At 53.5% G+C, this 14,079-nt stretch carries 14 protein-coding genes and 1 pseudogene; 9 read left to right on the top strand and 6 right to left on the bottom strand.

The window, feature by feature from the left end; genetic code table 11:
- Nucleotides 1–213: 213 nt before the first annotated feature.
- The 8 genes from ACZZZP_RS19070 to ACZZZP_RS19035 all read left to right on the top strand — a co-directional run bounded on the left by ACZZZP_RS19070 (nucleotide 214) and on the right by ACZZZP_RS19035 (nucleotide 5,741).
- Entirely contained in the window at nucleotides 214–654 is a 441-nt protein-coding gene (locus ACZZZP_RS19070; RefSeq protein WP_463383755.1) for a pilin, read from the top strand.
- A 119-nt stretch (nucleotides 655–773) separates the two neighbouring features.
- Nucleotides 774–1,262, top strand: a complete 489-nt coding sequence (locus ACZZZP_RS19065; protein ID WP_463536769.1) for a hypothetical protein — start codon at nucleotides 774–776, stop codon at nucleotides 1,260–1,262.
- A gap of 10 nt (nucleotides 1,263–1,272) precedes the next feature.
- Entirely contained in the window at nucleotides 1,273–2,187 is a 915-nt protein-coding gene (locus ACZZZP_RS19060) for a hypothetical protein (RefSeq protein ID WP_463536768.1), read from the top strand.
- Between the two features lie 40 nt (nucleotides 2,188–2,227).
- Nucleotides 2,228–2,668 (top strand): hypothetical protein, encoded by a 441-nt coding sequence (locus tag ACZZZP_RS19055; RefSeq protein WP_463536767.1) that lies wholly within the window; start codon nucleotides 2,228–2,230, stop codon nucleotides 2,666–2,668.
- A gap of 34 nt (nucleotides 2,669–2,702) precedes the next feature.
- Complete coding sequence (locus tag ACZZZP_RS19050) at nucleotides 2,703–3,599, top strand: glycosyltransferase family 2 protein (protein WP_463383753.1); 897 nt, start codon at nucleotides 2,703–2,705, stop codon at nucleotides 3,597–3,599.
- Nucleotides 3,600–3,730: 131 nt separating this feature from the next.
- Entirely contained in the window at nucleotides 3,731–4,924 is a 1,194-nt protein-coding gene (locus ACZZZP_RS19045) for an oligosaccharide flippase family protein (RefSeq protein WP_463383752.1), read from the top strand.
- 168 nt (nucleotides 4,925–5,092) lie between these two features.
- Nucleotides 5,093–5,476, top strand: a complete 384-nt coding sequence (locus tag ACZZZP_RS19040; protein WP_463536766.1) for an FkbM family methyltransferase — start codon at nucleotides 5,093–5,095, stop codon at nucleotides 5,474–5,476.
- A complete protein-coding gene (locus ACZZZP_RS19035; protein WP_463536965.1) occupies nucleotides 5,472–5,741 on the top strand; it encodes an FkbM family methyltransferase in 270 nt (89 codons plus the stop codon). The genes ACZZZP_RS19040 and ACZZZP_RS19035 overlap by 5 nt, the downstream gene beginning before the upstream one ends.
- Nucleotides 5,742–5,786: 45 nt before the next feature.
- On the opposite strand, the gene ACZZZP_RS19030 is transcribed toward ACZZZP_RS19035, so the two are convergent.
- The 6 genes from ACZZZP_RS19030 to nadC all read right to left on the bottom strand — a co-directional run bounded on the left by ACZZZP_RS19030 (nucleotide 5,787) and on the right by nadC (nucleotide 11,438).
- Complete coding sequence (locus tag ACZZZP_RS19030; RefSeq protein ID WP_463383750.1) at nucleotides 5,787–6,887, bottom strand: glycosyltransferase; 1,101 nt, start codon at nucleotides 6,885–6,887, stop codon at nucleotides 5,787–5,789.
- The gene (locus ACZZZP_RS19025) at nucleotides 6,888–7,982 is read right to left on the bottom strand and encodes a glycosyltransferase family 4 protein (protein WP_463536765.1); all 1,095 of its coding nucleotides are present in this window, start codon (nucleotides 7,980–7,982) and stop codon (nucleotides 6,888–6,890) included. It abuts the gene before it with no gap.
- Nucleotides 7,983–8,041: 59 nt separating this feature from the next.
- A complete protein-coding gene (locus ACZZZP_RS19020) occupies nucleotides 8,042–8,473 on the bottom strand; it encodes a UDP-N-acetylglucosamine 2-epimerase (RefSeq protein ID WP_463536764.1) in 432 nt (143 codons plus the stop codon).
- On the bottom strand, nucleotides 8,376–9,122 hold the full coding sequence (locus tag ACZZZP_RS19015) for a UDP-N-acetylglucosamine 2-epimerase (RefSeq protein ID WP_463536763.1): 747 nt from the start codon (nucleotides 9,120–9,122) through the stop codon (nucleotides 8,376–8,378). The genes ACZZZP_RS19020 and ACZZZP_RS19015 overlap by 98 nt, the downstream gene beginning before the upstream one ends.
- Nucleotides 9,123–9,166: 44 nt before the next feature.
- The gene (locus tag ACZZZP_RS19010; RefSeq protein ID WP_463383746.1) at nucleotides 9,167–10,474 is read right to left on the bottom strand and encodes a nucleotide sugar dehydrogenase; all 1,308 of its coding nucleotides are present in this window, start codon (nucleotides 10,472–10,474) and stop codon (nucleotides 9,167–9,169) included.
- Between the two features lie 115 nt (nucleotides 10,475–10,589).
- Nucleotides 10,590–11,438, bottom strand: a complete 849-nt coding sequence (gene nadC, locus ACZZZP_RS19005) for a carboxylating nicotinate-nucleotide diphosphorylase (protein ID WP_463383745.1) — start codon at nucleotides 11,436–11,438, stop codon at nucleotides 10,590–10,592.
- 310 nt (nucleotides 11,439–11,748) lie between these two features.
- On the opposite strand from nadC, the pseudogene ACZZZP_RS19000 reads away from it, so the two are divergent.
- Nucleotides 11,749–14,047 (top strand): annotated as a pseudogene (locus tag ACZZZP_RS19000) (DUF1631 domain-containing protein).
- Nucleotides 14,048–14,079 lie beyond the last annotated feature (32 nt).

Here is a 14,079-nt window from a genome sequence, read left to right as displayed (position 1 = left end):
CAAATGGCGGAATATCAACTGCCAAAAAGCGTCACTTTTGAGTTTTTTAGGCGTGTAGGACGGCGTGGAAGCAGACCGTTTTAAGCAGTGCTTGGTCTCAAAAGGGCGGTTCGAATAGAAAAGCGAAAGCTGGCACGCAAACTGCTTTTGTACTCCGCAGACGTAGGGCGTTCCTTATCGCCATAGGTCAACTCAACTATCCAGGGGATACACATGAAAGCTCAAATGCAGAAGGGTTTTACCCTTATCGAATTGATGATCGTTGTTGCGATCATCGGTATTCTGGCTGCCATCGCTCTGCCGGCCTACCAAGACTACATGGGCCGTTCGCAGATGACCGAAGCCATGACTTTGGCTAGCGGTGCTAAGACTTCGGTTGCTGAGTTTTATTCGAACAACGGTCGGTTCCCAACTAGCGCGCAGTCGGCTGGTATGGCTACTTCGATCGTAGGCAAATATGTTGCCTCGGTTGGCCAGACTAACGGCTTGATCACTGCAACTATGAAAGGCACCGGTGTGGCATCGGGCGTGGGCGGTCTCACTCTGACTTTGAGCCCTACCACTTCCACTGGTGCTTTGAACTGGAAATGTTCCGGCAGCGGCGCGACCCAGGCCGCTTCTGCGAAGTACTATCCTAGCTCCTGCCGCGGTTAAGCTCGTTTGCTTTGTAAATTGCCCGCTTCGGCGGGCAATTTTTATTTCCCTGATAAAGTTAGGGTTCGCATGTTTAAAGCTTCGTCGCTAAGCCCTGTCATTTTTTTTCGTTCGCGCTTTTGCTGTGCTTTCTGATCTATCTGCCAGGCTTGCAAGGTGGGTTTCTATTCGACGACTTTCCTAACCTTCAAGAGCTGGGCACGTACGGTGGCGTTACAGATATAAACTCGCTGAAAGCATATGTGTTCAGCGGTTTCTCCGGCCCGACTGGCCGTCCTCTCTCGTTGCTGAGCTTTCTGCTCAATGATAATAGTTGGCCCAGCCAACCTTTTAGCTTCAAGCTGACGAATCTTTGGATTCATATGTTAGTCGGCACGTTGCTGTGCTGGGCCACGCTGCTATTGCTGCGCTTTTACCAAGTTGTTGAAAGGCAAGCCGTATGGGTTGCTGTGTTGAGCTCTGCTATCTGGTTATTACACCCCTATTTCGTTTCGACTACTTTGTATGTCGTGCAGCGGATGACGGAATTGGCCGCACTCTTCATGTTCGCAGGCCTTGCCGGCTATCTTCATGGGCGAATGCTATTAGCGTCGAAGCCTAAGAGCTAGCTACGTGTGGATGACACTGTCGGTCGGATTGGGGACGTTGGCGGCTGTTCTTAGTAAGGAAAATGGCGCACTCCTGCCTCTGTTAATCGTGGTGGTGGAGTTTTGTAGACCCGCGGTAGCGCCTCTGGACCGTCCTGCCAGATGGTGGAGCTTTTTGTTTTTATGGTTACCTTCGTTGGTTTTGATGGGCGCGCTGACGGCGATGATCGACTTTTCCCCCGACGTTTGGCCGACACGCACTTTTGATCAGCCCGAGAGATTGCTTAGTGAGGCGAGAATTATCTGGGAGTACCTTTTCCATCTATATATTCCACGTATTGAAGGGCGTGGACTGTTTCAAGACGGGTATGAAGTTTCTCGAGGTTTATTTGCCCCGTTAACCACGTTTTATTCATTGATTGGCCTTTTTGTAGTAGGCGTTGCAATATTTTTCATGCGTAAGCGCTGGCCGTTTTTCTCGCTAGCGCTCATTTTTTTCTTTGTTGGTCACTTGATGGAATCGACCGTCGTTGGTCTGGAACTCTACTTTGAACACCGGAACTACGCAGCCGCCGCATTTTTGTTTTTGCCTATTGCGAGGGGCATAGTGCTTCTCAGTGAGAGATTCCAGCCGAAAGTGGCGATTACCATCGCCAGTGCCGTTTTTGCTGTGGTTACGCTGATGACAGTCCAACGCGTAAGTCTTTGGAAAAATACCGATAATTTGCAGATGTACTGGGCTGTTTCGAGCCCTGAATCGCCGCGTGCGCAGAATGCAATCGCTAATTTTTTGATGAGCAATGGCCGCGTTAGTGAGGTAAATAGCTTTGTCGAGAAAGCTATCGAAAGGCTTCCAGACAGTGCTTTGTTAACCCTTCGATTGTTACTGCAAAAAAGTTTACGCCAACGAGGCGGAATCGACGGATTTCTCCAGTGCAGCCAATAAACTCGCGGTCCAGCCGTTTGACACTCAGGGAGTGCAGGGCTTGCGCTCGTTGGTGGATAAAGTTGTGGAGCCAGGTGGCAACCCTGCTTATCTTGGCTACACCCAGGATTTGATTGATGTGATGAGCATGAACAACAACTACAAGCGCCTGAGCGTGTTCCAGCGTCTGGCGCCGTATTTGAAGGCTAGGCTCTATGTGGTCCAAGGCGAGCCAGATGCCGCCCTTAAAGAATATTCACGATCAATGGCAAGCTACGCTGATACCGAGGCTGCGTTGATGATGGTCGCCGAGTTAGCTCGGGGCGGTTATCAGGAGCATGCTTTGAAGTTGCTACCCCAAGCAAAACAAATTTATCGTGAACAGCCTCGGAGAAACCTGCGGCGCACGGCGGCAGAGTACGACGATGAATTTGCGCGTCTCGAATCAGATTTAAACGCCGACATTGCCGCAAATGTCTCAGCAAGTACCCATGATAAATAGATTATCTTTAGCCGCTAAAACGGAAGCAGACCGTATGTCGTTGGGCAATGCAAAAACTGACGGTGCGGCCGCGCTAAGTATCGTACTGCCTGCAAAGAATGAAGCATTGGGGGTGGCTCCGGTTGTTGACGGTTTGCGTAGAACATTCCCACTCGCTGAAATCATTGTTGTGGATGATGGCTCAACCGACGATACCGGCGATATCGCCAGGTCTGCTGGAGCGCTTGTAGTCACCCACCCCTACAGCAAAGGCAACGGCGCCGCCATCAAGTCGGGTGCACGCGCCGCTACCGGTGAGTTCATCGTATTTATGGATGCCGACGGCCAGCACGACCCGAGCGACATACCACGCCTTTTAGCGCGACTTGAATCCGGCTACGACATGGTTGTGGGTGCTCGTCAGCAAGGTTCTCAAGCAAGCGTCGGCCGTGGCATCGCTAACAAGTTCTATAACCGCTTGGCAACGTTCATGACGGGGCAGATCGTCGAGGACCTAACCTCTGGTTTTCGCGTCGTGCGAGCCAGTAAATTCCGAGAGTTTCTATACCTTTTGCCGAACGGTTTTTCCTATCCAACGACCAGCACGATGGCGTTCTTTCGCGCGGGCTATTCAGTTGCTTATGAGCCTATCCATGCAGCAAAGCGGGTAGGTAGCAGCCATCTGAGGCCTTTGAAGGACGGGCTGCGCTTTCTTTTAATCATCTTCAAAATCGGCACACTGTATTCGCCGTTGAAGCTATTCGCACCCGTCGCAGGTTTGTTATTTCTCGCAGCTACATCTTGGTATGGATACACGCTGTTCACCGCCGGGCGGTTCACCAATATGAGCGCATTGCTTTATACCGGTTCGGTCATGATCTTCCTGATGGGGCTGATCTCCGAGCAAATCACGGCACTCATGTATAAAGACTCGCCTGATCAAGAGCGTTGACGCGTGGGCTGATCTGCGGCCCTTTTTCGTATTCGCGGTGCCGATCCGGAACGTAGCCCAAGGGTTGGAAAATGTTTAGAGGCGCTATCGCCCGTTCCACCTTGCGAACCTCAGGTGTGTTGGGTGTTCGCTTGGTCATCCAAGGCGGCATCCTGATTGCTGTGGCTCGTTTATTAGGGCCCTCGGAATACGGTGTATTTGCCGGCATCACGGCATTGGCGGTGCTCTTAGGTACTTTTTCTAGTCTGGGTATGCATCTGGTAGTTCTCTCAGAGGTTTCTCGTCAGCCGGGGCGAGAGAGAGACGTTTTGAGCTATGCGATCCCCGTTACCCTGCTCTGCGGCAGTGTCCTCTTCCTTCTCTATATTTTATGTTCCTGGGTCTTTTTTTCGGAAAGTCACATTGGGCCGCTTTCCATCGCACTGTTTGGCGTCGCTGAGCTGTTACTGCAACCGCTGCTAACGATTGCCTCTTCGCAGAAGATGGCCCGAGACAGCACCTCAATGTCTCAGGTGGTAATGATAATGCCGCTTGGGTTGCGCCTGGCTGCTGTGCTCGTCATCTGGGCTCTGGATCTCTCCAACGCGTTATATGTTTATTCTTTTTGTTACGTCGCAGCGTCATTTCTCGCGTTGATTTTCGCGCTATATCTGCTTCCTTCGAAATGGCCCAGGTGTGGTGAATACCGGAGTCCGAGTCGACCGGAGTTGGGCGCTTCAATTGGTTTTGGGGTATTAAATGTCACGGCTGCGGGGCCCGCTGAACTCGATAAGGTTGCCGTAGCGCATCTAATATCACCCGCCGACGCAGGCCTTTATTCAGCAGCGACGCGCGTCATCGGCGCGGCGACGCTGCCCGTTTTGGCTTTAATGTTTTCTCTAATGCCGCGCCTTTTCCGTTTCAATGCCGCTTCTAACGCCAACATGCCTGCATTGCACCGCTTAGTTCTGCTGGCGTGCCTCGGTTATGGCATTGTGCTGAGCGCTGGTTTCTGGATTTTCTCCGGTTGGTTAGAGTTATTTTTTGGGTCGCACTATGTTGGCATTAGTGATGTGCTCCACTGGCTCGTTCCAGCGATCCCCGCTTTAGTTTTACGAATGGCTGGGGGAAACATTCTAATGGCCGCGGGAAGTACTTGGCTGCGCGCGGGCTTTGAATCCGTCGGTATTGTTGTTTTGCTAGTGTGTGCGATCATTTTCGCGCCGCGTTTGGGAGTGCTTGGCATGGCCATCGCTTTGAGTTGTGCTGAGTGGGTTATGGCATTGATTAGCGTTGTAATGGTGTGGCGTTTGCACTCGAAGGCCGCGCCAGTTTCCGTGGAGTGATGGTATGAATTATTTGGTAATCCGTGCTTGTGCAAAATACATGTCGCTCAACGGACGTTTGTCTGTCGTGAATAGCATGTTTCGTCGCGCTTTTCCCGCGCGCGAAAATGTGTGCTAGTAAACGATTTTGACGGCGATCTAACGTTTAGCTTAGATCTAGGCGAGCATATGCAGCGTCGGATTTTTTGGATGGGTTATTGCAATCTTGATGTTGTTCCACTACTTAAGAAGTTGCTTAACCCTGGAATGGTGTATGTGGACGTTGGCGCCAACGTTGGGGAGTTAACACTGGTTTCAGCAAAGGCGGTTGGTAGCACCGGGCGTGTCGTTTGTTTTGAGCCAGTAACGGCAACTGTCGAGCGCTTACGGGATAACATCTTAAAAAACAATATGAGCTGGGTCGAAGTTTTCGAAAAAGGGCTGTCTGACGAAGTTGGTTCTTTTTCCATTTACGGCCCCGCGAGCGCTCCATCACTCAGCGGTGAAGTGAATAATGGCTTGCCAAGCATATTTGGAGATAGTGTAGGGGGCCACGAAATACAAAAAAATTGAACTCTCGACTCTAGATATCATTTTTGCTGATCTGGATCGCCTGGACGTATTGAAGATCGACATCGAAGGTGCCGAGCTCTCCTGTTTGAAAGGCGGTGTTCAGACCATCTCGCGACTTAAACCACGAATTATTATTGAGGTGCAGGAGGAGACCACTAAAATGGCGGGTTACCAGCAATCCGATATCCTCGACCTGCTAAGCAGCCTCTCATACGAGTTCTTCGAAATTGGCCGGGGGGGGCAGTTTGAAGCCAATTTTGGCTAGCACGTTGGGGCCCAGCCAGAATGTACTTTGTGTGCCGGAAGCAGGTTAACTGCCGTCACGATTCATCCAGTCGATCCAGGTTCTTACAGCAGTTTGTGGAAGAAAATCGACGGCGCGCTCTTTCATTCGTTCAGGCGCTGTCCACTTACGTCCTTCGAGTACGGCCCTAATGGCGCTAGCCAACTCAGTTGGCGATTCGGGGCTTACCAATTGCCCGAGCATTCCGTCTTTAAGAATTTCACGCGGCCCGTGAGGACAGTCTGTTGCAATGATTTGTGCTCCACAGATCATGGCTTCAACCAAAACTATTCCAAGTCCCTCATGGCGCGAGGGCAGGATGAACACATCTGCCTCCTGAAGTATTTCCTGGGGTGTGCTCGTATGCCCCCTCAAGTTCACGCGCTGCGCGAGTTCTAGCTCCGCGATTAATGCCTCCAGGCGGGCACGTTGCGGTCCTTCGCCGTAGATGTCTAACGTCCACGCAATGTGGGTATCCAGAAGCGATACTGCCAGCACGAGTACGTCGAACCCTTTTTGGTGAGCTAGACGGCCGATCGTGACCAGTTTTACCGGTGTATTGATGATTGCAGCTGACCGAACTGGGCTGGCTGACTCGGGAAGGTCTACCGGGTTATAGATGGTTTTAACGTGCTTCGTCGAAATATGCAGCACATTAGTGATTTCGTCTTTCACTCCGTGAGAAACAGCGATGACCGAGTGCGCTCTTTTGTACACAAGGCGTGCCAGTTGGCGCTCAATATAAAATTTGAGCAATCCTTTAAGCCCGGGGCGCGCAGACGCAATATTGTGGGAGTTATGGGCCCCATGGATTAAGCGCGCATCGCTTCGTGCCAATCTCATCGATATTAAGGAAAGCAATGCAACGTCGTGAAAAGCGGTTACCAGGTGCGTGGGTTGCCACTGCTTAATCAGACTTGTCAACGCTGGAATAAAATCCGCTAGTCCGTCGCGTGCTAACTCATACACCGGCAGCAGCGCTTGTGCTTCAGCGAGAAATTCGCCCTCGCATCTGCGCAATGCAAGCGCACAGGTTATCCCCTGATCCAAAAAGCCTCTGGCCAGCGTGAGGGTTACCCGTTCGATTCCGCCGGAAACCATTCTGGGAAGTACGAAAAGCACTCGCACCTAAATATCCTTATCTTCAAAAGGTCCGCTGCTTGAAATCTGGGTTAGCGTCCGGTCGCTGATTTCACTCCAAGCCATGCCCGTCGGTTGTTCCACGATCAGCCTTTTCTCCAACTGCAGAAAAATACAGTTGGCCAGAGCCGGAACATCGTTCGGCAACGGCATAAATTCTTCCAGCGCTTGGGCTTGGTCTGGGAAGTTAGAAAGCATGTTGGGTGTGCGTGTCGTCACGATGGGTATTTCCACTGCTATGTACTCAGCTATCTTGCAGGACGATGCCATGTCAAGAAAGGCAGAGTGGCGATAAGGCAAAACCAATACATTGCAGCAACTCAGTACCATCGGCATCTTCTTATAATCTATATTCCCTAGATAACGAATTCCGTCCTGCGTCAAATTAAGGTTTTTAGGATTTTTACCGCCTAATAGTAACTCGATATTGTTTGATTTTTTTCTTAGTAATTTAATTGCTTCGATCAAATCTTCTACGCCCCGCTCTGGCTCCATGCTTCCGAAGTAACCGACAAATACCGGTTCTGCGGGCAGGCCAAGCTCCTCGCGGCAATGAATCATGTTGCGTGGGAAAAACGAGAACGCATCTATCCCATTGGGAACGAGGATTTTTCTAGGGTGATCCACTTTGTCCGCCAGTGCTCGGCTGGCAAAAAGTAATGTGGGAGATTTTTTTTGTAGAAACGAAAAAGGATCGAAAATAAGTATGCGTTTATATCCGCTGAATTCGTCATATTTGTCATAAATATCGAATATGAACTCGGCGCGTAACAGTCGGGCGAGGCAGTAGCCGAGCAATCCAATATAGCAATCACCGCTGGCAATTACGTACCTTTTCTTGGTGCTCGTGAGCGCGTTGACGAGTCTTTTTATAAAATCGAAGCTGAAAAGCGGCGTGGATACAACCGCTAGTTTTTCGTCCTGGAAAACTTCATTCTTCTTGCGATGGTAGTCAATTAGCCAAAGTTCAACTTGGTGGCCAGCTTTGGCCCATTGCAACGGTAGCTGATAAATTCTTCCGAACCGCTCGCTCAAAGCGTCGCGGTTTGTATAGAAGCGTTTTCCGATAAACAAGATGTTCAAGTCATCACCAATGCGTATTTTTGCAGCAGTTTGACTGCTCTTGTAGGTCCGCGTGGCAGCTAGTCGGTATTTAAAAGTGCTCTCACAATCCGTCCTGACGGTGTTTCGCCCTGAATACTTTTCGCCGGGCGCCGTGTTTTCAAATAAGACTTATCGAGCATATAACGCTCGATTCCCTCCCTGATGTCGCTCTCCATAACGGCGTTTTCATTCAATCCGTCGATACGTTCGGTGTGGGCTCGCATAATGATTGTCGGCACGCCGATAAAGGCGAGCTCTTCCTGATTAGAACCCCCGTCGGTTAATACGCACGCGGAGCCGGCCGCGAGGCGGATAAAGGCTTTGTAGCCCATTCGTCCCGAAAGAATAATGTTTTCGTTTGACTCTAGTGCTTCAGTCAATCCGTCCTTCTGAAGCCGACCACGTGTAGCGGGATGCAAAATGAAATGGACGCGGTAGGTTTTTGCTATCGCTTGAATTATAGATATCAAATGGTTTAAGCGTTTCCGAGTTATAAATATTCTGGAAGCGATGGAGTGAGACCAGCACGTACGGGTTTGTCTCATCCGGCGTAATTTCTGTTGCTCCGGTGAGCAATACAGCATCGAGAATACTGTTTCCTTCGGTGTTAATTATCTTGGCTTTTTTATAGTTCGCCATGTGCGTGGCTGAAGCGAGATCCGGGCACATCGCAACATCGGTTAGACGGAAAACTAACCGTCTGCAGATTTCTTCGGGAAAAGGATCCAGTAGTCGGCCCGAGGTAAGGCCGCTTTCCAGATGAATAACTCGCGCTCGCGATCGGTAACCGGCAAACGCCCCGATGAGCGTTGACAAGGTGTCACCGTGCACGAGGACATCTACTTTAGTTCCTGCGCGTGCTATCTCGGCCAATCGATTCTGGACGCCGCGATAGGCAGCTGGAAGCCAACGTATCAATGAGCTGACCGTCGAGTGCTCTGCCGCCTGAATAGCGAAGGTTTGCTGGGAAGTGATACCGAACTCGTCGACAAGGTCCTGCATCGTTTCTTTGTGCTGCCCAGTCATTAAAAGTAGGCATTCCAGCTTGGCTTGTTCACAGGCGACTAACACTGGTGCGACTTTTATTAATTGCCGCACGGGTACCAATGACAAAAACATAGGTTTTGGGTGGCGACGTGTTCGCTTGGTGGGCAGGGGTAGTTTTAGGCGGCGACAACATTTTCACCTCCTGCCAGCCTTCCACGGGTATCGATGATTAGTCCGGCCTCACGCACCAACATCTCGTAATCAAACAAATCATGATCCGTAGTCAGCACCACGCAGTCATACGCCGCCACGCTCTCCGCGGTCAGTTGGACTGATGCCAGGTCGAAGCTGTATTCGCGCATCTTCGGAAAACTTGGCACATGCGGGTCGGAGTAGGCGATGTCGGCCCCTTTGTCTTGCAGCAGTTTCATGATTTCTACCGCAGGCGATTCGCGGCTGTCGTCGATGTTCTTTTTGTAGGCGAGACCCAAGACCAGAATGCGGCTGCCTTTGATGGCCTTGCTGCGGTCGTTGAGGGCGTCGGCGACTTTCTGGACGACCCACTGCGGCATGTAGTGGTTGATTTCGCCGGCCAGTTCGATGAAACGGGTGTTGATGCCGTATTCCTTGGCTTTCCACGTCAGGTAGAACGGGTCGATGGGGATGCAATGTCCGCCGAGGCCCGGGCCGGGTGTGTAGGGCACGAAACCGAACGGTTTGGTCGCGGCGGCGCGGATGACTTCGTGGATGTTGATGCCCATTTTGTCCGCGACAATTTTCATCTCGTTCACCAAACCGATGTTCACGGCGCGGTGGATGTTTTCCAGGAGTTTGCTCATCTCGGCCACTTTCGGGCTGCTGACTGGCACCATGGTTTTGATCGCTTGCTGGTACAGCGCAACGCCAAGGTTCAGGCACGTTGCGGTCATGCCGCCGATGACTTTGGGGATGTCGTGGGTGCCGTAAACGGGATTGCCCGGGTCTTCGCGCTCGGGCGAAAAAACCAAGGCGCAGTTCACGCCAGGTTTGAAACCTTGGGCTTCCAACCGCGGCGCCAGTTGCTCGTCGGTGGTGCCCGGCCATGTGGTGCTTTCCAGGCTGAGCAATTGGCCGGCGCGGAAGTAGGGCAGCAGGCTTTCGACGGTGTTGATGACGAAACTCAGGTCTGGCTCGCGGTGAGCGTTAAGCGGCGTGGGTACGCAAATAATCAGCGCATCGGCTTCGCCAGTGCGGGAGAAATCGCTGGTGGCTTCCAGGCCCGCGTTGGTGGCGGCTTGAATCTGCTCGGGTTGGATGCGCTCGATGTAGCTGCGGCCGCTGTTGAGGCTGTCGACTTTGTGTTGGTCGATGTCGAAGCCGATTACTTTTACGCCGACTTCGGCGAAACGCAGGGCCAACGGCAGACCCACGTAGCCGAGGCCATAGATGCCGACTACGGCTTTGCCTGCTGCAATCTTTTCCCTAAGCAGTTCCAACTCGTTCATTTACTTGGCTCTTTTTGCAGCGTCAGCGTGGCGTTTGGTGCGTCGCAGCATGCCAGATAGGCTTGGGGCTCGACCACAATTCGAACTGGTTTTGTGCGGCAGGTGGCGGTTGGCTTTAAATACTCAACCGCATCGACAAATCCACCGCCCTAACATCCTTAGTCAGCGTGCCAATCGACACGTAATCCACCCCCGTCTCTGCAATCACCCGCAGCGTCGTTTCATTAATACCGCCCGACGCTTCCAGTTTCGCCTTGCCGGCGGTCATCGCCACCGCCGTGCGCATTTCATCGAGGCTCAGTTCGTCGAGCATGATGATGTCGGCGCCCGCATCCAGCGCTTCTTTTAGTTCGGCCAAGCTCTCTACTTCAACCTCGACCGGCTTGCCGGGCGCAATGCCGTGGGCGGCTTTAATGGCTTGGGCGATGCCGCCGCACGCGGCGATGTGGTTTTCTTTTATCAAGAAAGCGTCGTACAGGCCGATGCGGTGGTTATGGCAACCGCCTTGGGTGACGGCGTATTTCTGTGCCAGGCGCAGGCCAGGCAGGGTTTTTCGGGTGTCGAGCAGCTTCACGCCGGTGCCTTCGACGAGGTCGGCGTAGTGGCGGCAGCGGGTGGCGACGGCGGAGAGGGTTTGCAGGAAGTTGAGGGCGCTGCGCTCGCCCGTGAGCAGGGCGCGGGCGGGGCCTTCGAGGTGAAACAAAGCTTGGTTAGGCTGCACGCGATCGCCGTCCTGAACTTGCCAGTGCACAGCGACGCGCGGATCTATTTGGGCAAATACGTTGTCAACCCAAGCGCTGCCGGCTATGACGGCAGCGTCGCGGGTGATGATGGTGGCGTGAGCAAGGCGTTCGGCGGGGATCAGTTGGGCGGTGATGTCGCCGCTGCCGACGTCTTCTAGAAGAGCACGGCGTACGTTGGCTTGAATTTCTGCGCCAAGGTCGGCGAGGGCAAGGTTCGGCATTGGGAGCTCCCGTTTCGGATGGGGGCAATTATAAGGAGGCGAAGGTCTCTGTGCAGCGCCATTTATTTAGGCGGATCTGTGCGGAGTTTCGCGCGTTGGTCGTCCGTTAGTAGCCGTTTGGAATCAGATGCGGTACATGTGTGATGTAGGTCATATCTGGGCAAGAAGTAGGGTTTCATCTTGCTCCGGCTCTCTATAATCGCTTTTACTGCTTATTATTGACGCCATGCCCTTGACGTAAAACGGATGACGCTCAGTTGATCGTTATGCAGATGTGAGAGCCAGATGGCCGGTCTGCGGGAGAGTTGCAATGACTGATGCGAAAGTGGTGCACCTCAATAAGGTTGCCCCCGAGCACTCGCCAACATCACCGGCGGGGAGGCTGCCCGTGGCACTCATTCACGTGCGCGACAAAGCTGCTCAGCAGCTGAAACAAGCCTTGCAGGCGTTGTTCGACAACGCGGACGACACCCTCTTCGAGATGGCCGACCGCGCGACCAGTAACGCCGAGCAGAACGCCTTTTTCGAGGCCATGCGTGACCTGCGTCTGAAGCGCAAGGGCATTGAGCGCGGCTTCCTGCAGAAAGTCTTCGAAACCTTCGCCAACCTCAATCAGTACGAAATCGGCCGCGCGCCGCAGTTGGACGCCGTGTCGTTCGACACCCTGGCGTTGGTGCAAAACGATGAGCTGGAAGAGACCGTAGCGCTGGATTCCATGGTCGCCAAGGTGATGAGCCGTGATTCGGTTGCCCTGGGCCACCTGACCACGCGGATCAACGCGATGGTCAGCAAGAAAATTGACGACAAAACCAACCCGCTCGGTCCGACCGTTCTCTGTGAATTTTTTCCTGGAGGCCTGCAGCCGTCTGGGCGTTGAGATCAAGGTCAAGCTGATCATTCTCAAGCTGTTTGAGAAATATGTATTGGCTGATCTCGACCAACTCTATTCCGACACCAACGAACAGCTGATTCAGGCCGGCGTATTGCCAGAGCTGAAGACGGCGCCGGTGCGTCGTAAAGCCGGCCCGGCCAGCAGTGGTATGCGCAGTTCTTCCGCCGCCGGTGCGCCTGGCGAAGCCAGCCACAGTGGCGGTTACGCCGATGAAGGCGTGCAAGAAGTGTTTGGTGTGCTGCAAGAACTGTTGTCGCAGGTGCGTGGCAGCGGTTTGCCGCGTCGCGAAATGCCCGCCGACGCCTTGCCGATTTCCAGTAATGACTTGATGCGCCTGCTTTCCCATATGCAGCAGCGCCCGGCGTTCACTACCGCCGTGCAAGACGACTTCGACCTGCGCAACCAGCTGGAACAGCTGCTGGTGCGCGCCAGCGCCAAGAGCGGCAAGTCGCGCGTGGTCGGTGAAGTTGATGAAGACGTCATCAATCTGGTGTCGATGTTGTTCGAGTTCATCCTCGACGACCGCACCCTGTCCGACTCGCTGAAAGCGCTGATTGGCCGTCTGCAAATTCCGATGTTGAAGGTCGCGGTTCTCGATAAAACCTTCTTCAGCCGTGGCAGCCATCCGGCGCGCCGTCTGCTCAACGAAATTGCTGCGGCCGCCTTGGGCTGGGCAGAGCAGGACGACGCCCAGCGCGACAGCCTGTATCAGAAGATCGAAAGCATCGTGCAGCGTCTGCTTAACGATTTCGTTGACGATCCGGCGATTTTCTCCGAGCTGTTGGCCGATTTCCTCGCCTTTACCGGCGATGAGCGTCGCCGCAGCGAGTTGCTTGAACAACGTACCCGTGATGCCGAAGAGGGCAGCGCCAAGGCCGAACTGGCCCGTCGCGAAGTCGAACATGCGTTGAATGAACGTCTGCTCGGTAAAACGCTGCCCGAAGTGGTGGTGCGCTTGCTCCAAGAAGCCTGGAGCAAAGTGATGATGCTCACCTGCCTCAAACACGGCGTGAATTCGCCGGAGTGGGACGCGGCGCTGAGCACCATGGACGATTTGGTCTGGAGTGTGGCCCCGCATGAAGATCCCGAGGCGCGTCTGCGTCTGCTGGAACTGGTGCCCGGCCTGCTGAAAGCCCTGCGCGAAGGCATGGCCAGCGCGGCGTTCGACCCGTTCTCCACCAGCGAATTTTTCAGTCAGCTGGAAAACCTGCATGTACAGGCGTTCCAGCGCTTCAAACGGCCGATGCCTGAGGCGGTTGAACCTGACGCCAATGCAGCCGCAGCAGACGGCGACGCACCGCTGCTGGAGCTGCCGCCTGAAGACGAAGTCGAGGCGGTTGCCGTGCCGGCGATGGTCGAGGTCGTTGAAGAAATCGTGCTGCTGGCGCCGGGTGAAAACCGCCTGCCGGAACCAGAAATGGTGCTGCCGGACGACGACGAAGGCCTGGCCCGTGTCGACAGCCTTGTGGTCGGTAGCTGGGTCGAGTTTCAGGAAGACGAAGAGCACAAAGTGCGTTGCAAGTTGGCGGCGATCATCAAGCCGACCGGCAAGTACATCTTCGTTAACCGCACGGGCATGAAAGTACTCGAGAAAACTCGTATGGGTCTTGCGGTGGAGTTCCGCCGCAACGCGATTCGTCTGCTCGACGATGCGCTGTTGTTTGACCGTGCCCTGGAGTCGGTAATCGGTAACTTGCGCCGGTTGAAAAACGCCTAAGCGCTACGTGCTGTTCCAACAACGCCCGGCCT

Source organism: Pseudomonas sp. AC211, from assembly GCF_979258055.1.
The sequence above is the reverse complement of the archived record's forward strand: the minus strand, read 5'-3'. Positions and strand labels throughout refer to the sequence as shown.

Coding starts and splice junctions, on each gene's coding strand:
- ACZZZP_RS19070 (WP_463383755.1), top strand. CDS start 214: ATGAAAGCTCAAATGCAGAAGGGTTTTACCCTTATCGAATTGATGATC.
- ACZZZP_RS19060 (WP_463536768.1), top strand. CDS start 1,273: ATGACACTGTCGGTCGGATTGGGGACGTTGGCGGCTGTTCTTAGTAAG.
- ACZZZP_RS19050 (WP_463383753.1), top strand. CDS start 2,703: ATGTCGTTGGGCAATGCAAAAACTGACGGTGCGGCCGCGCTAAGTATC.
- ACZZZP_RS19040 (WP_463536766.1), top strand. CDS start 5,093: ATGCAGCGTCGGATTTTTTGGATGGGTTATTGCAATCTTGATGTTGTT.
- ACZZZP_RS19015 (WP_463536763.1), bottom strand. CDS start 9,122: ATGTTTTTGTCATTGGTACCCGTGCGGCAATTAATAAAAGTCGCACCA.
- ACZZZP_RS19010 (WP_463383746.1), bottom strand. CDS start 10,474: ATGAACGAGTTGGAACTGCTTAGGGAAAAGATTGCAGCAGGCAAAGCC.
- nadC (WP_463383745.1), bottom strand. CDS start 11,438: ATGCCGAACCTTGCCCTCGCCGACCTTGGCGCAGAAATTCAAGCCAAC.